Below are 18,347 nucleotides of genomic sequence, written 5' to 3'. Positions count from 1 at the left end.
GGCGCTTAGGCTGTCATGTGCCGCGCCCGCGCGCCCCGCTCGATGGCCGCAGCATGGAGGCGGTCGATGTCGAGCTCGTAGCGGATTTCTTCGAGCAGGCGCAACTCGCGCTCATTGAGTGTCCCATCTGCGGCGGCCACATCGCAGGCGAGCGCATAGGCGGTTTCGAACAGCCGCTCGGGAAGGTTTGCTCGCACAAGCCCAAAGAGCGCATCGAGCCCCTCTTCGACCGTGAAGAGATCGAGCACGGTCTGCGACATCACTCGGAGCCGGTCGAGGTCGTAATCGGCAAAGATCGGCAGGTTGTTCACCGTGCTCTCGATCTTGATGAGTTCTGCGGTGCGCATATCCTCATCCGAGGCCGAAACGGCGATCATCACCGCCACAAGGCAATCTTGCGGTGTGAGGGGATGTGGGATCGGATCAGACATCTGCGGGCCTTTCGCACGGGGCTATGTTGCGGCGCAGAATATTGACTGTTCGGTCCCCCGGCAATAGGTAGCGGCGATGCCTTGCCGGTGTTTCGGCCAAGGGAAACTGGAGAGTGACCAATGTCCGATCTGCGCGATGCCGCTATGAATTCGAAAGCCTGGCCTTTTGAAGAGGCGCGCCGCGTGCTCAAACGCTATGAAAAGGCCCCGCCGGAAAAGGGCTATGTGCTGTTTGAGACGGGTTACGGGCCGTCTGGCCTGCCGCATATTGGAACCTTTGGAGAGGTCCTGCGCACCACGATGATCCGGCGCGCGTTTGAGGTGATCAGCGATATTCCTACGCGTTTGATCTGCTTTTCCGACGATCTTGACGGGATGCGCAAGGTGCCGGGGAACGTGCCGAACCGCGAGATGCTCTTGGAGCACCTGCACAAGCCGTTGACGAGCGTCCCGGACCCCTTTGGCACGCATGAAAGCTTTGGTCATCACAACAATGCGATGCTGCGGCGGTTCCTCGATACGTTCGGCTTTGAGTATGAATTTTACTCAGCGACGGATTTCTATCGCTCTGGTCAGTTCGACGAAGTCCTGCTGCGCGCGGCAGAACGCTATGACGACATCATGAAAATCATGCTCAAGTCGTTGCGAGAAGAACGACAGCAGACCTATTCGATCTTTTTGCCGATCCATCCGGAAACTGGTCGCGTCCTCTATGTTCCGATGAAGGAGGTGAATGCCAAAGACGGCACCATCACCTTTGATGATGAGACAGGCCGTGAATGGAAGCTGCCGGTGACAGGTGGCCACGTCAAGCTACAATGGAAACCTGATTTTGGTGCCCGATGGGCCGCCCTTGGCGTCGATTTTGAGATGTATGGCAAGGACCATTCGACCAATACGCCGATCTACGACGGCATCTGTCGGGCGCTCGGCGCGCCTGCGCCAGAACATTTCACGTATGAACTGTTTCTGGATGAAGGCGGGCAGAAGATTTCCAAGTCTTCCGGAAATGGTGTCTCGATCGACCAATGGCTGACCTATGCCGCGACCGAGAGTCTGTCCTATTTCATGTTTCAAAAGCCCAAGACCGCCAAGCGGATGCATTTTGACGTGATCCCCAAGGCCGTCGATGAATATCACCAGCAATTGCGCGCTTATGCGGATCAGACGCTGGACCAGCAGCTGGCTAACCCAGTTTGGCATATCCACGGCGGGGCTGTGCCAGAAAGCCGGATGGTCGTGCCATTCTCGATGCTTCTCAACCTCGCCTCGGTTTCGGCCGCGCGGGACAAGGAAACTCTCTGGGGCTTTATCCGTCGCTATGCGCCTGACGCAACGGCACAGACACATCCTGATCTCGACGCAGCGGCGGGGTATGCGGTCAAGTATTACGAGGATTTCGTCGCACCGGCCAAGACCTACCGCGCGCCCACGGATCTGGAGCGTGAGGCGCTGATGGATCTGCGCAACCACCTCGCCGCCTATGATGGCCCAGCTGAGGATGAGGCACTTCAATCCATCGTCTATTCGGTCGGACGTGATCGGTTCGATCCGCTGCGCGACTGGTTCAAGGCGCTCTACGAAGTGCTGCTCGGCGCGTCTCAGGGGCCACGGTTTGGGGGGTTCATTGCCCTCTATGGCGTGGCCGAGACTGTGACGCTCATCGACAAGGGGCTTGCGGGCGAGTTGTCGTAATCAGGATCGTTGCGCGGGTGGGATGCGCTTGCTACCCTTGCCGAAAAACAAAGGGGCGAGCGATGCGTACAATGACAGTTCTGATCGCATTGGCTGTGGCGGCCTGCGCCCAGACGATTTCGATGCCGGATGCCAGCGAAGGCGCGGTAATTTACAATGCCAATTGCGCACAATGCCATGGGGCATCAGGCAAGGGCGATGGTCCTTGGGCGACCGATCTGTCGCCGCGTCCTGCGGACCTGACACAGCTCTCCAAGGCCGGTGTCTTTCCGCGTGCGCGTGTTTTGTCGGTGATTGATGGCTATGACCGCACAGGTCTTCCGGGACAGGAGATGCCCGAGTTCGGTCTCTTACTGGAAGGCGATACCGTACCCGTGGATGTGGGGGATGGTGTTTTCACTCCGACGCCACGACCGTTGGCTGCTCTTATGGCCTATCTTCAGAGCATTCAGGCTCAGTAACGCAGAATGTGACTGACCAGAGGGCGATCAGTCACATTCTTCGATCTCACTTACCTTTAGGCATTCGGCAGAATAACGATCTCGACCCGGCGATTCTGCGCCTTGCCTTGGGGCGTCAGATTCGAGGCGACCGGTTGATCTTCGCCTCGACCGAATGCCCGGAGCCGGCCATAGGACACGCCCCCGCTCGCCAGGACATCCGCAACGGCGTTGGCGCGACGCTCTGACAGGCTCTGGTTATAGCTGGCGGCACCGTCGCTGTCGGTGTGGCCCACGACCTGCACTGTCGTATCGGGATAGGCTTGGAGGCTTTGAGCCACTTTGAGGAGGTCATCTCTCAGGACGGATGCCACGGTAAAGCTATCGACCGGGAACAGGATATCCTGTGGCATTGTGAGGATTAGGCGATCCCCTGTGTTGACGATCTGGACGTCATTGTCGAGTTGTTGGCGCAGTTCCGCCTCTTGGCGGTCGAGTGCGTTGCCGATAGTGGCACCGCCTGCTGCGCCAAGAATACCACCGATCAGCGCGCCTTTTCCTTTGTCGTCGCTGACAATCGCACCTGTGCCAGCACCAATGATACCACCAAGGATGGCTCCCTGCTTCGTCTTTTGGTTGGTATTGTTACCGGTGACATAGCCTGGTTCGGTGCAAGCCGCAGCCAGAAAAAGGGATGCGCCTGAGAGCAGCAGAAGGGATTTTTTCGCTCGGATCATTGGATGTTCGCCTCTTTGATTACACTGGCCCTAGGTTTCGGGTGTTGGGCGATGATATGCAATAACATGAGCTCACCCAAGATCAAACGAGGGGAAAACGGGCGGGAAGTCGCGCAGATTTCCGCCTACACGTCGGCTCTGGCACTCTCCCATGCGAGAATGGCGCGTTTGACCGGCAAGCCCCAATGATAGCCGCCAAGTGCGCCGGATTTGCGCAACGCACGGTGGCACGGGATGAGAAAGCTGACAGGGTTGCGTCCCACCGCAGTCCCCACAGCACGTACCGCACGCGGATGGCCGACGGCAGATGCGATTTCTGAATAGGTGGTTACATGGCCTGATGGTATTTGAAGAAGGGCCTCCCACACCTTGATCTGAAAGGGCGCGCCGATCATGTGCAACGCGGCCTCTCCCTTGCCCCCAAAAGCTGCGTGAACCCACGCTGCGATCCGGTCAGGGGCTTCGTTGTAGATTGCATTCGGCCAGCGAGACTGCATATCGCTCATTGTGACCGTCCGACCGAATTCCCCGACAAAGGCCAGACCGCAGAGTCCACGCTCGGTGCCCATAGCGAGGGCTTCGCCAAATGGGCTGTCGAACCAGCCGAAATTGATCGTCACCCCGGAGCCCTGACGGGCGAACTCACCGGGGCTCATCGCTTCCCACCGCAAGAACAGATCGTGCAGCCGCCCCGACCCCGAAAGCCCTGCTGCATCAGCCGCTTCAAGTGTGGTAAAGCGCTGTGCCAGCATTTCCTTGGCATGGCCAAGCATCAGATACTGTTGATAGCGTTTTGGAGAAACGCCGACCCACTGTGAGAAAAGTCTTTGAAAATGGGCCGCACTCATGCCCATTTCCCGTGACAATTCTTCCAGCGTCAGCGTCTCCCCGCCGCTATCAATCAACGCGATGGCGCGTCGCATGACGTGATAATGATAGCTGGGTTCGGAATGAGCGGTCATGTTGGTGTTCCTGTCGTTTCACCCTCAAGATAAAGCGGTGGTCCTGAGCATGCGACCCGAATGTTGCGCATCCGTATTTTTCCCGGCATAGAGCAGCCATGGCAGGCCAACTCGATTACCACGCGATGTGCGAAATATTTACCCGGTTTCAGGCCGCAGAGCCTGAGCCTATGGGTGAGTTGGACCATGTCAATGCTTATACCCTCGTCGTGGCTGTGGCGTTGTCGGCGCAGGCGACGGATGTGGGGGTGAACCGCGCCACGCGGGATCTCTTCAAGATCGCCGACACGCCCCAAAAGATGCTGGATTTGGGCGAAGAGGGGCTGATCCAGCATATCAAGACCATTGGTCTTTATCGCAATAAGGCCAAGCATGTGATGAAACTCAGCCGTATCCTTGTTGAGGACTATGGCGGCTGCGTACCCAATTCCCGCGCCGCGCTACAATCGTTGCCGGGCGTCGGGCGCAAAACGGCCAATGTGGTGCTCAACATGTGGTGGCACTATCCGGCGCAGGCCGTTGATACGCATATTTTCCGCGTAGGCAACCGCAGCGGCATCTGTCCGGGTCGCGATGTGGTCGCCGTCGAACGCGCCATCGAAGACAACGTGCCGGTGGGTTTTCAGCGCCACGCGCATCATTGGCTCATCCTGCATGGGCGCTATACCTGCAAGGCACGCAAACCCGCCTGCGGCACCTGCCTTATTCGTGATCTCTGCTTATTCGAGGACAAGACCCTATGACCAAATATCAGGCCGTCGGCATCGGCAATGCCGTGGTGGACGTGATCAGCCAATGCGATGACACCTTTCTGGAGCGCTTGGGCATCGACAAGGGCGTGATGCAATTGATCGAGACCGAGCGCGCCGAGTTTCTTTATGAAAACATGGCCGACCGGCGGCAGATGCCGGGGGGTTCGGTCGCCAATACCATCGCGGGACTGGGCGCGCTTGGCCTCTCGACCGGGTTTATCGGACGGGTCAGTGATGACGAGCTGGGGCGCTACTATGCGGCGGCCATGGCCGAGGTCGGCACCGATTTCGTCAACCCGCCGCGGAGCAATGGCGCGCTGCCCACTTCACGCTCGATGATCTTTGTGTCGCCCGACGGCGAGCGGTCGATGAACACCTATTTGGGTATCTCGACCGAACTCGACGATGCGGATGTGCCCGAGGCGGCGGCCGGGCAGGCAGAGCTTTTGTTCCTTGAGGGCTATCTCTTTGACAAGCCCAAGGGCAAGGCGGCGTTTCAAGCGGCGGCGCGGGCCGCACGGGCAGGCGGCGGCAAGGCCGGGATCACCCTCTCTGACCCGTTCTGCGTCAATCGCCACCGCGACGATTTCCGGGGTCTCTTGCGCGAGTTGGATTACGTGATCGGCAACGAGCACGAATGGTGCGCGCTCTATGAGACCGAGGATCTGGGGGCGGCGCTGGAACAGGCGGCATCTGAGAGCGGGCTGATTGTCTGCACCCGATCGGGCCATGATGTCGTGCTTGTGCAAGGCGATGAGACCGTCACCGTGCCGGTGCACCGCGTGACCCCGGTTGATACGACCGGCGCGGGCGATCAGTTTGCCGCGGGCCTGCTCTACGGCCTGGCGACCGGCCAGTCCTTGGCTGTGGCCGGGCGTATGGGCTGCATCGCCGCCGCCGAGGTGATCGGCCATTACGGCGCGCGGCCCGAGGCGGACGTCAAGGCGCTCTTTGCGGCAGAAGGGCTGATCTGAGGCGTTTGTCTACTCAACCAGCGTCGGATTTGAGTATTTCTGCCAAGAAAAAGCGCAAGGCTTTGTTAACCCTGACATGCGATGCTTGTGCTGCAGTACAGGCTGGAGAGCTGATGACCGCCCAAGGACAAGTCGCGCCCGGGTGTTGCGTGTGTCAAACCCGGGCGCGCATTGCGCGCGCCAAACGGCGTCACTTGTCGCGGAACTGTGCCTCGCGTTTTTCGGCAAAGGCGGCCATGCCTTCTTTCTGATCTTCGGTGGCAAAGAGCGAGTGGAACACGCGGCGCTCAAAGAGCAGTCCCTCGCGCAGCGTGGTCTCATAGGAGCGATTGACCGACTCTTTCGCTGCCATCACCGAAATCTGGGATTTCTCCGCAATCTTCTGAGCGGCGCTTAACGCTTCTTCCATCAGCTTTTTGACGGGCACGACCCGGCTGACCAGCCCAGAACGCTCTGCCTCTTCGGCATCCATGAAGCGGCCTGTGAGATTCATGTCCATCGCCTTGGATTTGCCCACCAGCCGTGTCAGTCGCTGCGTGCCTCCAAGGCCCGCGATCACGCCAAGATTGATTTCGGGCTGGCCGAATTTGGCGGTATCAGAGCAGATGATGAAGTCACACATCATTGCCAGTTCACAGCCTCCACCAAGCGCATAGCCCGACACGGCGGCGATAATCGGTTTGCGCACCCGGCAGATGGCGGCGCTGTCAGCGGTAAAGAGATCTTCTGTGAAGACATCGACAAAACTCTTTTCGCTCATCATCTTGATGTCGGCCCCGGCGGCAAAGGCTTTTTCCGAGCCGGTCAGGACGATGCAGCGCACCTTTTCATTCTGTTGCGCTTCGCCCAATGCCTCTGCGAGTTCCGACATCAACTGCGCATTGAGCGCGTTGAGCGCATCGGGGCGGTTGAGCTTGATGAGGGCGACGTGGTCTTCTATTTCGACGATGATCGTCTCATAGGCCATGAAATCAGCTTTCATTTGTTTGCATCAGGGGTGATTCATTACCACTGTTGGCTGCGCGTTCAACCTATCTTTGACACTTCGGGCAATAGAAGCTGGATCGGCCTGCCTGAATGACGCGCGTGATCAGGCCGGTGCATCCCGAGTTGCGGCATAGGTCGCCCTCACGCCCATAGACGTCAAAACTATGTTGAAAATAGCCTAGTTCGCCATCGGTTTGCCGGAAATCCCTCAGCGAAGAGCCGCCCGCGGTAATGGCGTCCCGGAGAACGTCTCGGATGATTGGCACCAGAGATGCGGCGCGTTTGGCCGAGAGCGTCCCGGCGCGTGTCAGGGGCGAAATGCCTGCGCGATAGAGAGTTTCACAAACATAGATGTTACCCAAGCCTGCGACGATTCGCTGATCCAAAAGCGCGGATTTGATCGGGGTATTGCGACCCTTGAGTGCGGCGGTCAGATAGAGTTCGTTAAAGTCGTTGCCCAGCGGTTCTGGACCGATCCGAGCTAAAAGTGGATGCGATTCTGCCGTGATCGTGGGCATCAGGTCCATTGCCCCAAACCGGCGCGGGTCATTGAACGTGATCCGCGCGCCGCCCGCCATATCAAGCACAACATGGTCGTGCTTTTCAGGGGCTGGATGCGCGTGAACAAACTGGCCGAGGGGATCACCCGATATCAGCATCCGACCTGACATGCCCAAGTGAATGAGCAATGTCTCACCCGAAGCAAGGTCTGCAAGAAGGTATTTTGATCGCCGCCGCAGCGCCAGCACGCGCTGACCCGTCAGGCGTGCCGACATTTCGGGTGGAAAGGGCCAGCGCAGGTCGGGGCGGTTCACGGTGGCGCGGGCGATCACCTGTCCCTCCATGATCGGGGCAAGGCCGCGGCGGACTGTCTCAACCTCGGGTAATTCGGGCATATCGGACCTCGATGGGCACAAGGGGCGCATTGTAACCCCCTGTCATAGCCCTATAAGAAAGGCGAGACACAAGAGCGGCAAGGCCCATGATCGAAAAAACCACGCATTTCGGGTTTCAAGACATCCCCGAGTCAGAGAAGGCCGGGCGCGTGCGCGGCGTTTTTGGCAGTGTTGCCAGCAAGTATGACGTGATGAACGACGCAATGTCGCTTGGCATCCATCGCGTATGGAAAGATGCGATGATGGATTGGCTGGCACCACGCTCGGGTCAACGTCTGCTCGATGTCGCGGGGGGAACGGGGGATATTTCCTTTCGCTTTCTCAAGCGGGCAGGGCAGGCGCACGCGACAGTGTTGGACTTGACCGAGCCGATGCTCATTGAGGGGCGCAAGCGTGCCGAGGCAGAGCAGATGGCTGAGAGCCTCGATTGGGTGGTGGGCGACGCGATGGCGCTGCCGTTTGAGAACAACAGCTTTGATGTCTACACGATCAGTTTTGGCATCCGCAACGTGACCCGCCCGCAAGAGGCGCTGAACGAGGCGTTTCGCGTGCTCAAGCCCGGCGGGCGGTTGATGGTGTTGGAATTCAGTCAGATCCCCAACGAGTTGATGCAAAAGGTCTATGACCTTTATAGCTTCAACATCATCCCGCGTTTGGGGCAGATGATCGCGGATGATCGCGACAGCTATCAGTATCTGGTGGAATCTATCCGACAGTTTCCTGACCAAGCGACATTTCTGCAGATGGTGCGGGCGGCAGGATTCGAGAATGCAAAGTACCGCAATTTGAGTCTCGGAATTGCCTGCTTGCACTCCGGTTGGAAGATCTGAGATGCGCGGACCGCACAATATTCTGCGGCTGATCCGTACGGGTGCGACGCTGGAACGTACGGGTGCCATGGGTCTGATCATGGATGCATTCGAGGCTCCGCCGATGGTGCGTGGGACGATGCGGTTTCTGGCCTGGCCGTTTCAATGGTTGGGCTACAAGGGAGACCCCTCGACGCCACCTGCACCTCGGGCGCTGACCGCCCTTGGGCCTGCTTATATCAAGTTCGGGCAGATTCTGAGCACGCGGCCCGATCTTGTTGGTGACAAGCTGGCTGGCGAGTTGCGCGTGCTGCAGGACAAGCTGCCGCCGTTTTCGGTTGAGCTTGCAAAGGGCAGCATCGCTTACGAACTCGGGCGGCCGGTTGAAGATATGTTTGACGATTTCAGCCCACCGGTTGCTGCGGCTTCTATTGCGCAGGTCCACAAGGCGCGGCTGCGGGATAGCGGCGAAGCAGTGGCGGTCAAGGTCCTGCGCCCCGGGATTGAGCGGGCTTTCCGGCGCGATATAGACGCGTTCTATTTCGCCGCGCGGATGATCGAATTGCTGGCCCCGGGTGCGCGCCGACTTCGCCCCACGGATGTGATTGCCCATTTCGAAGGTGTGGTGACGGGCGAGTTGGATTTGCGACTTGAGGCGGCTTCGGCCTCTGAGTTCGCGGCGAATACGGCGCAGGATGCGGGATTTCAACTTCCCACCGTGCAATGGAACCTGTCGTCGCGGCGCGTGATGACCATGGCTTGGGCGGATGGGCTGCCGTTGGGGGACAACGCCGCTCTGGATGCTGCCGGACACGACCGTTCTGAACTGGGTGAGCGGGTGCTACAACTATTTCTCAACCATGCTTTGCGGGATGGCTATTTCCATGCCGACATGCATCAGGGAAATCTCAAGGTGGCCGCCAATGGCAATGTCATCGCCTATGATTTCGGTATCATGGGGCATATTGATGAATATACCCGTCGGGTTTATGCGGAAATCCTCTACGGATTCATAAAGCGGGATTATCGACGTGTAGCCGAAGTACATTTCGAGGCAGGCTATGTACCTGCAGATCGCGATGTCGATGCCTTTGCGCGTGCATTGCGGGCAGTTGGCGAGCCGATCTTCGGCATGGATGCGAGCAAGATTTCGATGGGGAGCCTGCTGAGCTATCTCTTCGAAGTGACCGAGCGTTTCGGCATGGAAACGCGCACTGAACTGATTCTGCTTCAGCGGACCATGGTTGTGGTTGAGGGGGTGGCGCGTAGCCTCAACCCTCAGATCAATATATGGCAGGTCGCCAAGCCAGTGGTCGAAGATTATATAAAACAGACCATTGGTCCGCGGGCCGCTCTCAGGGATTTGGGGCGGACAGCGATGGTTTTGTCACGCTACGGCCCGAGGTTGCCGGGGCTGGTAGAGGCGGCTCTTATTCGTCAAACTGCGCCACAGGTGCCGCCTAAGCGCTCTGTTTGGCCTGAGCGCGCGCTCTGGTCAGGTCTGGGCGTTGTGATCGGTATTTTGGGCGTGGCGATTGCCGCGACTCTGATCTGAATGTGCGATGTTCGCGCTTTTGTGGGTCAAAGCCGATTGATTTATAAACGCACATTGCTGAGTTGCACTGTGACGGTTATTGTCCCCCAAGAGAAAAGTGAAGGCGCTCGGAGCAGGTGAACAGTCGATGACAGGCAGATTGCGGAACATGTTCGGCGCGACGGTGGTTTTGGTCGCTGCTTCGAGTGCGTCGGCGAATGATCTGACAACAACCGTGACAAACAATTACGGAACACCCGGTGGTCTTTGGGATATGCCGACGGCGGAAATGGCCCCGGATGCGCAGCTATCCACGACAGTTGCCTATTTCGATGGCTTCAGTAAGACCACGCTCAGCTTTCAGATTGCACCTTGGATCACAGGCAGCTTTCGCTACTCGGGCACGCGGGATCTTACGCCACAGTTCAGCACCTTCTATGACCGTAGTTTTGATTTGCGGTTCCGACTGTTCAAGGAAACCGACTATTCACCGGCAATCGCGATCGGACTTCAGGACTTTCTAGGGACGGGGGTTCTCGGAGGCGAGTACCTGGTTGCCACGAAATCCTATCGAGACCGTTTGCGTGTAACTGCGGGCTTGGGTTGGGGGCGGTTTGGCTCGAGCAATTCAATTGGTGGGTTCGGAACCCGCACGCCCTTTAACTTTGCCGGTGTCGGAACCGGTGGCGATGTGAGCATCTCAAACTGGTTCAAGGGGGACATCGGCTTCTTCGGTGGATTCAGCTACGATATCAGCGAAAAGCTGGCTTTTGCTGTCGAGTATTCATCCGATAACTACGACACGGAGAAGACGGCGGGCATCTTTGATCAAAGCACACCGATCAATTTTGGATTGACCTACAAGCTGGGCCAAGATGCCACCATGCGGGCCTTTGTCCTGCACGGTGAGGAAATTGGTGTGAACCTTTCCATAGCGATCAACCCGCGCCGAATGCCAATTCCTGGCGGGTTGGAACCTGCACCATTGCCTGTTGCGGTTCGTGATCCGGACGCGGCGCGTGACCTTGGTTGGGCCACTGTGCCAGCCGCGCGGGCGCAAGTCAGCAAGGCGCTTGATGAGACCCTTGCACAGGATCAAATTGACCTGATCAGGTTGCGGCTAGAAGATCGCGCCGCCTATGTTGGAATTCAGAACGAAACCTATGACCAGACCTCGCAGGCACTTGGCCGAACAGCCCGCGTGATGACACGGGTTTTGCCCGCCTCTGTCGAGGACTTTCATATCACCCTCTACGTAAAGGGAATTCCCGCCAGCACGGTCAGTTTCGCACGCAGTGATATTGAGCGGCTGGAACATACGGCCGCTGATGACGCTCTGGCGGCGGCAACTTTCAGCGACAGTCTGCGATTTGGAAATCTGCCCGAACCTTTGCCGGGCAAGTTTCCGCGTTACGGTTGGGGGATCAATCCCTTTACGCGGATCAGCTTGTTTGATCCTGATAATCCGGCGCGGATCGATGTTGCGCTTCGGTTTCAAGGTCAGGTGGAATTTGGGCGAGGATGGGTGGCGCGTGCGGCGACATCCGTCAAACTCTTTGGCAACCTTGATAAATCGAACCGAGTCAGCAATTCGCGCATACCGCGGGTGCGCTCCGATGCGGCGCTTTATGCAAAATCGGATGCGCCTCGTCTCGACTGGCTGACCCTGAGCAAGTATCAGCGCCTTGCTCCGGACGTCTACGCCCGGGGGACTGTGGGGTATCTGGAGCAGATGTATGCTGGGGTCTCGACAGAGGTGCTGTGGCGGCCAGTAGACAGCCGGATCGCAATAGGCGCTGAGTTGAACTATGTCCGACCACGTGATTTTGATGGTGATTTTGGCTTGCGCGATCGGAACACGATCAGCGGCGCGATCCCCGAGTTCAATGGGCATGCGTCGGTCTATTATGATTTCGGTGGCGGATATCACGCGCAGGTTGATGCCGGGCGCTATCTGGCAGGGGACTGGGGTGTAACGCTAGGCCTCGACCGCGAATTCGCCAACGGTTGGAAGGTGGGTGCGTTCGCGACGAAAACTGATGTTTCGGCTCAGGATTTCGGCGAAGGATCGTTTGACAAGGGCATTCGCATAACTGCGCCAATCTCTTGGATCTTGGGCAAGCCGACACAGCAGGCGCCGACGGCCGTCATCCGCTCGCTAACCCGCGATGGTGGTCAGCGTTTGAATGTCAGCGGGCGTCTATATGAAACAGTTCGGACATCGCACAGACGCGACGCGGCCGCGAGTTGGGGGAAGTTCTGGAGATGATGTGCCGATCGCTGCCCCAAGTTTTCCTATTGGGAGGTCTCATGGTGCTGGCTGCGTGCTCCAATCAGCGGAGTTCGGAGAACGTTTTTTCGGTCGCCAAGAGCTTGATCAATCAACAAAGAGTCAAACCTGTTGCCCCTGACCCTCAGCTCGTCTCGTCGGTTGCGATGAAAGCCTTGGCGAATACCACAGGCCCAGTTGCGCTCTATGCCTTGGAGGATCGTAAGGCGGCTGCTGTTTTACGCCCAATCGAGCAGAATGGGCCGCACCAGACGTGGGCCTCTTATGGCAGTTCAGATCGGCGCAGTGCGACGACACGCAATGGTGTGTTGGTTGCGACGCGGGGGCTTGGGAATGATCTGATGTCGTCACGGATTGAGCCGTTGCTTGATGTTGTGACCCGCCGGGAGAACGGCGTCGCAAAGATTCAGCAGCGCTATCTCGATGGGGAAAACAAAATCGTGACCCTGAAATCAGATTGCAAGATCACGCGCGGTGACACAGAAACCTTGGCGGGTGCCAATGGCACTGCATTCGTGGTTCGAATGACAGCAGAGTGCTGGCAATCGGATCGAAGTGTGGTCAATTCCTATCTGGTAGATTCAAGTGGCAGGATATTACAATCTCGCCACTGGGCTGGTCCAACTATGGGATATAGCGCCATCCAGAGACTACGCTGACGGTTCAGGCCACGCCAGTCGGGAGGTCGGGCTGTGGTGGGCGCGTGAAGTACTCGTCATCTGTTGGCAATGCACGCCGTCCTGCAAGGTAATCGCGTGTGGTTTCGCAGCGTATGCCACCATAGAATTTCGCCAGAACATCGGAGAAAATTTGCTGACCTCCAGCCTCTGCAAACAAGGTGGCGCAGGATTGTAGCTTGAGTGCGTCTATGCCGCCCAAGACGCGTTCTGCGGAGGTGTTTTGCAATGCCAACATGGCCGCGCAGGTTTCGATCAGACGGGGACCAAGGACCGGATGCGCCAGGTAGGCGCGCGCGTGATCGAGATCGTCGATTGCAAAGGATTTCGCAAACTCGGACCGACCCAGCCCTTTGACCTGTGGCAACACGAACCACGCCCAATGCTGGCGCTTTTTGCCGCATGCGATCTCTTGGAGTGGGAGCGGCCATATTTTGTTCTGTGCTAGTACAAACCGCTCTAAAGTCATCATGTTATCCTCAATGCGTCAATCATGGGTCAGGTTAAAATGCTCGGGAGATTTAACCCGTGTTCCCTCGCGCAATCCAGTGCAATCTCATATCCCGCATCGGCATGGCGCATTACACCAGTCGCGGGATCATTCCAAAGCACCCGTGCAAGACGCCGGTCCGCCTCTTCGGATCCATCGCAGCAGATCACCATGCCGGAATGCTGGCTGAATCCCATTCCCACGCCGCCGCCATGGTGAAAGCTCACCCAAGTGGCGCCTGACGCGCAGTTCAGCAGCGCGTTGAGAAGCGGCCAGTCGCTCACGGCGTCAGATCCATCCTTCATGGCTTCGGTTTCGCGGTTGGGGCTTGCCACTGAGCCGCTATCGAGATGGTCGCGGCCAATGACAATCGGGGCGCTCAACTCACCGCTGCGCACCATCTCATTGAACGCGAGACCAAGTTTGTGTCGCACGCCAAGTCCTACCCAGCAAATCCGTGCTGGCAGACCTTGAAACGCAATCCTCTCGCGCGCCATGTCGAGCCAGTTGTGCAAATGTGGATCGTCAATCAGTTGCTTTACCTTGGCGTCGGTTTTGTAAATATCCTCGGGGTCGCCGCTTAGGGCACACCAGCGAAACGGCCCAATCCCACGACAAAACAGCGGTCGGATATAGGCGGGTACGAATCCGGGAAAGGCAAAGGCAGTATCCAACCCTTCCTCAAGCGCTACTTGGCGAATGTTGTTGCCATAGTCGAGGGTCGGAACACCAGCGTTCCAAAAATCGACCATGGCCTGCACCTGCACCCGCATGGAGGCACGCGCGGCACGTTCAACCATTCTAGGATCGCTTTCTTGACGCGCGCGCCAATCGGCGACGGTCCAGCCCTGAGGCAGATAGCCATGCAGGGGATCATGCGCACTTGTCTGATCGGTCACGATATCGGGCTTCACGCCGCGCCGCACGAGCTCTGGAAAGATGTCGGCGGCATTGCCAATCAAGCCCACGCTCTTGGCCTCGCCCGCTTTGCACCATCGGTCGATCATGGCGAGCGCCTCGTCCAGATCATGGGTGATTTCGTCCACATAACGGGTGCGCTTGCGAAATTCGGCGCGGGTCTCGTCGCATTCCACGGCCAGACAACAGGCTCCTGCCATCACCGCCGCCAAAGGTTGCGCGCCACCCATGCCGCCAAGGCCCCCGGTCAGGATCCAGCGACCAGTCAGACTGCCATGATAGTGCTGTCGGCCCGCCTCAACAAAGGTCTCATAGGTGCCCTGCACGATCCCCTGAGATCCTATGTAAATCCACGAACCGGCGGTCATCTGACCGTACATCATCAGCCCTTTCTTATCGAGTTCGCTGAAATGATCCCACGTGGCCCAATGCGGTACGAGGTTGCTATTCGCAATCAAAACCCGTGGCGCGTCCTTGTGAGTGCGAAAAACACCTACCGGCTTTCCGGATTGGACCAAAAGTGTTTCGTCCTCTTCAAGCGATCGCAACGCGGCGACGATGCGGTCGAAATCCTGCCAGGTGCGCGCCGCGCGCCCAATGCCGCCATAGACCACAAGTTCGTGTGGGTTTTCAGCCACATCCGGGTGAAGGTTGTTCATCAGCATCCGGAGTGGGGCTTCGGTCAGCCAGCTCTTGGCGGAGATTTTTGTGCCTGTGTCCGGATAGATGTCGCGGGTATTGTGACGCGGATCGGTCATTTCGGTTCCTTCCCAGTCGGATAGTCAGGTGGTGAAGATTGTGGGTCGACTGCCGAGGAGGGTCCACTGACCCAAAGCGTACGGTAGCGTATGTTCAATGTTGATGTGCGCAATGCGAATGACATCAGCGCACAAGGCGGGTGTATTCGGGCTCAAATCCATCATTCTCAAGACACCCGGGTCTGCGCCGGACCACTCAGCGGCAGATCCAGCCCGCTCGCCACGACTAGTTCCCCGGCACGCACCATCTGTGCTGCTGCGTTCAAATCGGGAGCAAGGTAGCGATCTTTGGTCAGCGGAGGTATCTGCTCACGCAGACGGGTGATAACTGCTTGGAGTGCGGCGCTTGTCTGCATTGGCGAGCGAAATCCGATGCCTTGCGCCGCGCAGATTGCCTCGACCCCCAGTATCACACTCAAGTTGTCATTCATGCGCTTGAGGCGTCGCGCGGCATGTGCCGCCATGCTGACGTGATCCTCTTGATTGGCAGACGTCGGCGTGGAATCGGTCGTGCAGGGATTGGCCAGATGCTTGTTCTCGCTCATCAACGCGGCGGTCGTCACTTCTGCAATCATGAGACCTGAGTTCAGACCCGGATCAGGAGTCAGGAAGGGCGGGAGATCAAAACTCAGCGTCGGATCGACCATCAGCGCCACGCGACGTTGCGAAATCGCCCCAATCTCTGATATCGCCATTGCGATCTGATCAGCGGCAAAGCCGACTGGTTCGGCGTGGAAATTACCGCCCGAAACGATCATGCCACCCTCTGGATGAGTTGGGTCCACCAGAACCAAGGGATTGTCGGTTACGGCGTTTGCCTCAATCTCCAACACCGCGCCAGCTTGGCGCAACAGGTCGACAGCCGCGCCGGAGACCTGTGCCTGACAACGAATGCAATAGGGGTCTTGGACACGCGTATCGTTTTCGCGGTGGCTTTCACGAATCTGGCTGCCTGTCATAAGTTCAGATTGGGCGCGGGCCATGTCAATCTGACCCCGATGGCCGCGTAATTCATGGATCATTGCCACCAATGGCGCCGTGGACCCCATGATGGCATCGGTCGAGAGTGCTGCCGTCACCACACAGTTCTGGGCGTTGCGCCACGCCGTCCAGAGTCCGGTCAGCGCGCAAGCCGTTGAAAACTGGGTGCCATTGATCAGCGCCAATCCTTCTTTTGGGCCGAGGGTTATTGGGCTCAGACCGCAAAGGGCAAGCGCCGTGTCACCGGGCATTCGCGTATCGTTCACCCAGGCTTCGCCCGCACCAATCATCACCGCCGCCATATGAGCCAAGGGCGCCAGATCCCCCGAGGCGCCAACCGACCCCTGATCCGGAACAACAGGTGTGACGCCGCGTGCGAGCATGGTTTCGAGCAACGTGATGGTAGACCACGCCACCCCAGACGCCCCGCGCCCAAGGCTGAGAAGTTTCAACACCATCATCAACCGAGTGGTCGCGATATCCAACGCCTCTCCGACGCCGCAACAATGTGACAGGATAAGATTGCGTTGTAACTCGGCAGTTTTTTCCGGTGGTATCTTTACGCTGGCGAGCTTGCCAAAGCCTGTGTTGACTCCATACACAGCCGTATGTCCGGATGCAGCCCGTGCAACGAGCGCGTGTGCGGCCTCGACATCGGATTTGACGCCGCGATTCAGTTCCACTGCAAGGTTTTTCCGCCAGATACTCTCAAGTGCGGCGAGCCGTTCTTGTCCTGGTGTTACGATAACTGTCACGCCCTGCCTCCGGAAATGCGCCGCCAGAGCGGGTTGTACCCAATGCGATATGCCAATTCGGCTGGATGCTCGACGTCCCAAACGGCAAGGTCTGCGCGCATGCCCGTCGCAAGCATCCCGCAATCATCAAGCCCCAAAGCGCGCGCTGCATGTCGCGTTACCCCCGCGAGCGCCTCTTCGGGTGTCATCCGGAAAAGGGTGCATCCCATGTTCATCGTCAACAACACTGACGCCAAGGGCGACGAACCGGGGTTGCAATCGGTGGCCAAGGCCATTGGCACGCCCGCGGCGCGAAAGGCGTCGATCGGTGGCATTTGCGTCTCACGAAGAGTGTAGAACGCCCCTGGCAGAATGACCGCCACGCTGCCAGACTGTGCCATTGCCTTGGCATCCTCATCGGTCGCGTATTCCAGGTGATCCGCAGACAAAGCCCCGTAACGCGCGGCCAATTGCGTGCCGCCAAGGTGGCTCAACTGCTCTGCGTGAAGTTTGATTGGCAGGCCAAGGGACTGCGCCCTTGCGAAGAGAGGCTCCAGATCCTCGGGCGAGAATGCAATTCCCTCGCAGAACCCGTCCACAGCATCGACGAGGCCGGCCGCATGCGCTGCATTGAGTGCGGGAATGCAAACCTGCTGAACATACGTGAGCGTACGTCCATCAAATTCCTTTGGAACTGCGTGGGCTCCGAGAAAGGTGGTTTTCACACGAATGTCACGCACATCCTCGATGGATCGCGCCACACGCAGCATTTTCAACTCCGTGTCGATGTCCAGCCCATAGCCGGACTTCACCTCTAGGGTGCAAACGCCCTCGGCAATCAGCGCGTCAACAAAGCGTAAAGCCCCGTTGAGCAGCACCTCTTCCGAGGCTGCGCGAGTCGCGGTAACGGTTGAAACGATCCCTCCGCCAGCGCGGGCAACGTCCTGATAGCTCGCCCCGTTTAACCGCATCTCAAATTCACCAGAACGGTTGCCGCCATGGACGATATGGGTATGACAGTCGATCAACGCAGGGGTGACGAGACGTCCTTCAAGATCTTCTTCCGGTCCTTGGTATCCCCTCCGGACATCCGCGTCTTTCCCGAGCCAGACAATACGACCAGCATCAACGAGGATTGCTCCCTGAAGAACCAGGCCATAGGGGTCATCCCCGTGCATTGTTGCTAAAGTTGCGTTGCGCAGAAGCATGCAGAGCACCCTTGTGATTTTCTGAACCGCAATTGAATATTATGTCTATACATATTAATCTGTCAAGACGGTAT

Annotated in this window: 17 protein-coding genes; 8 read left to right on the top strand and 9 right to left on the bottom strand. The window is 58.1% G+C overall.

From position 1 onward, the window contains the following. Positions 1 to 5 precede the first annotated feature (5 nt). Positions 6 to 431, bottom strand: a complete 426-nt coding sequence (locus tag VR71_RS22125) for a tellurite resistance TerB family protein (RefSeq protein ID WP_009817180.1) — start codon at positions 429 to 431, stop codon at positions 6 to 8. A gap of 120 nt (positions 432 to 551) precedes the next feature. Between VR71_RS22125 and VR71_RS22120 the strand changes: the two genes are divergently transcribed. Continuing rightward, on the top strand, positions 552 to 2,126 hold the full coding sequence (locus tag VR71_RS22120) for a lysine--tRNA ligase (protein WP_045686521.1): 1,575 nt from the start codon (positions 552 to 554) through the stop codon (positions 2,124 to 2,126). 62 nt (positions 2,127 to 2,188) lie between these two features. Further along, a complete protein-coding gene (locus tag VR71_RS22115) occupies positions 2,189 to 2,587 on the top strand; it encodes a cytochrome c (protein WP_040650445.1) in 399 nt (132 codons plus the stop codon). 56 nt (positions 2,588 to 2,643) lie between these two features. On the opposite strand, the gene VR71_RS22110 is transcribed toward VR71_RS22115, so the two are convergent. Together VR71_RS22110 and VR71_RS22105 are read right to left on the bottom strand one after the other, a co-directional pair. Continuing rightward, positions 2,644 to 3,303 (bottom strand): OmpA family protein, encoded by a 660-nt coding sequence (locus VR71_RS22110; RefSeq protein WP_009817183.1) that lies wholly within the window; start codon positions 3,301 to 3,303, stop codon positions 2,644 to 2,646. A gap of 125 nt (positions 3,304 to 3,428) precedes the next feature. Next, positions 3,429 to 4,265, bottom strand: coding sequence for a bifunctional helix-turn-helix domain-containing protein/methylated-DNA--[protein]-cysteine S-methyltransferase (locus tag VR71_RS22105; RefSeq protein ID WP_009817184.1), 837 nt, complete (start codon positions 4,263 to 4,265; stop codon positions 3,429 to 3,431). Positions 4,266 to 4,363: 98 nt separating this feature from the next. On the opposite strand from VR71_RS22105, the gene nth reads away from it, so the two are divergent. Both nth and VR71_RS22095 read left to right on the top strand, forming a co-directional pair. Next, positions 4,364 to 5,008: an endonuclease III gene (nth, locus tag VR71_RS22100; RefSeq protein ID WP_045686520.1), complete on the top strand. Its 645-nt coding sequence runs from the start codon at positions 4,364 to 4,366 to the stop codon at positions 5,006 to 5,008. Then, positions 5,005 to 5,991: an adenosine kinase gene (locus tag VR71_RS22095; protein WP_045686519.1), complete on the top strand. Its 987-nt coding sequence runs from the start codon at positions 5,005 to 5,007 to the stop codon at positions 5,989 to 5,991. Before nth ends, VR71_RS22095 begins: the two co-directional genes overlap by 4 nt. A 190-nt stretch (positions 5,992 to 6,181) precedes the next feature. On the opposite strand, the gene VR71_RS22090 is transcribed toward VR71_RS22095, so the two are convergent. After that, a complete protein-coding gene (locus VR71_RS22090; RefSeq protein ID WP_009817187.1) occupies positions 6,182 to 6,958 on the bottom strand; it encodes an enoyl-CoA hydratase in 777 nt (258 codons plus the stop codon). 64 nt (positions 6,959 to 7,022) lie between these two features. Then, entirely contained in the window at positions 7,023 to 7,874 is an 852-nt protein-coding gene (gene mutM / locus VR71_RS22085) for a bifunctional DNA-formamidopyrimidine glycosylase/DNA-(apurinic or apyrimidinic site) lyase (RefSeq protein WP_045686518.1), read from the bottom strand. 86 nt (positions 7,875 to 7,960) lie between these two features. Here mutM and ubiE point away from each other — a divergent pair, with 86 nt between their 5' ends. From ubiE to VR71_RS22065, 4 genes are all read left to right on the top strand, one after another. Then, positions 7,961 to 8,704 carry a bifunctional demethylmenaquinone methyltransferase/2-methoxy-6-polyprenyl-1,4-benzoquinol methylase UbiE gene (ubiE, locus tag VR71_RS22080; RefSeq protein WP_045686517.1) on the top strand — a complete coding sequence of 248 codons (744 nt, stop codon included), beginning with the start codon at positions 7,961 to 7,963 and terminating at the stop codon, positions 8,702 to 8,704. 1 nt (position 8,705) lies between these two features. After that, positions 8,706 to 10,238: a 2-polyprenylphenol 6-hydroxylase gene (gene ubiB, locus VR71_RS22075; protein WP_045686516.1), complete on the top strand. Its 1,533-nt coding sequence runs from the start codon at positions 8,706 to 8,708 to the stop codon at positions 10,236 to 10,238. Between the two features lie 127 nt (positions 10,239 to 10,365). Beyond that, entirely contained in the window at positions 10,366 to 12,486 is a 2,121-nt protein-coding gene (locus VR71_RS22070; RefSeq protein WP_009817191.1) for a YjbH domain-containing protein, read from the top strand. Positions 12,487 to 12,527: 41 nt separating this feature from the next. Beyond that, on the top strand, positions 12,528 to 13,166 hold the full coding sequence (locus VR71_RS22065) for a YjbF family lipoprotein (RefSeq protein WP_045686594.1): 639 nt from the start codon (positions 12,528 to 12,530) through the stop codon (positions 13,164 to 13,166). 4 nt (positions 13,167 to 13,170) lie between these two features. Here VR71_RS22065 and VR71_RS22060 read toward each other — a convergent pair whose 3' ends face one another. The 4 genes from VR71_RS22060 to hutI all read right to left on the bottom strand — a co-directional run bounded on the left by VR71_RS22060 (position 13,171) and on the right by hutI (position 18,273). After that, positions 13,171 to 13,656: a DUF1810 domain-containing protein gene (locus VR71_RS22060; RefSeq protein WP_045686515.1), complete on the bottom strand. Its 486-nt coding sequence runs from the start codon at positions 13,654 to 13,656 to the stop codon at positions 13,171 to 13,173. A 26-nt stretch (positions 13,657 to 13,682) separates the two neighbouring features. Further along, positions 13,683 to 15,350, bottom strand: coding sequence for a urocanate hydratase (gene hutU / locus VR71_RS22055; protein ID WP_045686514.1), 1,668 nt, complete (start codon positions 15,348 to 15,350; stop codon positions 13,683 to 13,685). Positions 15,351 to 15,517: 167 nt separating this feature from the next. Then, complete coding sequence (gene hutH, locus VR71_RS22050; RefSeq protein ID WP_045686513.1) at positions 15,518 to 17,086, bottom strand: histidine ammonia-lyase; 1,569 nt, start codon at positions 17,084 to 17,086, stop codon at positions 15,518 to 15,520. After that, the gene (hutI, locus tag VR71_RS22045; RefSeq protein ID WP_045686512.1) at positions 17,083 to 18,273 is read right to left on the bottom strand and encodes an imidazolonepropionase; all 1,191 of its coding nucleotides are present in this window, start codon (positions 18,271 to 18,273) and stop codon (positions 17,083 to 17,085) included. The genes hutH and hutI overlap by 4 nt, the downstream gene beginning before the upstream one ends. Positions 18,274 to 18,347: the final 74 nt, after the last annotated feature.

This window comes from Roseovarius sp. BRH_c41, from assembly GCF_000961715.1.
Taxonomy (GTDB): domain Bacteria; phylum Pseudomonadota; class Alphaproteobacteria; order Rhodobacterales; family Rhodobacteraceae; genus Roseovarius.
The sequence above is the reverse complement of the archived record's forward strand: the minus strand, read 5'-3'. Positions and strand labels throughout refer to the sequence as shown.

Coding starts and splice junctions, on each gene's coding strand:
- VR71_RS22125 (WP_009817180.1), bottom strand. CDS start 431: ATGTCTGATCCGATCCCACATCCCCTCACACCGCAAGATTGCCTTGTG.
- VR71_RS22120 (WP_045686521.1), top strand. CDS start 552: ATGTCCGATCTGCGCGATGCCGCTATGAATTCGAAAGCCTGGCCTTTT.
- VR71_RS22115 (WP_040650445.1), top strand. CDS start 2,189: ATGCGTACAATGACAGTTCTGATCGCATTGGCTGTGGCGGCCTGCGCC.
- VR71_RS22110 (WP_009817183.1), bottom strand. CDS start 3,303: ATGATCCGAGCGAAAAAATCCCTTCTGCTGCTCTCAGGCGCATCCCTT.
- VR71_RS22105 (WP_009817184.1), bottom strand. CDS start 4,265: ATGACCGCTCATTCCGAACCCAGCTATCATTATCACGTCATGCGACGC.
- nth (WP_045686520.1), top strand. CDS start 4,364: ATGGCAGGCCAACTCGATTACCACGCGATGTGCGAAATATTTACCCGG.
- VR71_RS22095 (WP_045686519.1), top strand. CDS start 5,005: ATGACCAAATATCAGGCCGTCGGCATCGGCAATGCCGTGGTGGACGTG.
- VR71_RS22090 (WP_009817187.1), bottom strand. CDS start 6,958: ATGGCCTATGAGACGATCATCGTCGAAATAGAAGACCACGTCGCCCTC.
- mutM (WP_045686518.1), bottom strand. CDS start 7,874: ATGCCCGAATTACCCGAGGTTGAGACAGTCCGCCGCGGCCTTGCCCCG.
- ubiE (WP_045686517.1), top strand. CDS start 7,961: ATGATCGAAAAAACCACGCATTTCGGGTTTCAAGACATCCCCGAGTCA.
- ubiB (WP_045686516.1), top strand. CDS start 8,706: ATGCGCGGACCGCACAATATTCTGCGGCTGATCCGTACGGGTGCGACG.
- VR71_RS22070 (WP_009817191.1), top strand. CDS start 10,366: ATGACAGGCAGATTGCGGAACATGTTCGGCGCGACGGTGGTTTTGGTC.
- VR71_RS22065 (WP_045686594.1), top strand. CDS start 12,528: ATGGTGCTGGCTGCGTGCTCCAATCAGCGGAGTTCGGAGAACGTTTTT.
- VR71_RS22060 (WP_045686515.1), bottom strand. CDS start 13,656: ATGATGACTTTAGAGCGGTTTGTACTAGCACAGAACAAAATATGGCCG.
- hutU (WP_045686514.1), bottom strand. CDS start 15,350: ATGACCGATCCGCGTCACAATACCCGCGACATCTATCCGGACACAGGC.
- hutI (WP_045686512.1), bottom strand. CDS start 18,273: ATGCTTCTGCGCAACGCAACTTTAGCAACAATGCACGGGGATGACCCC.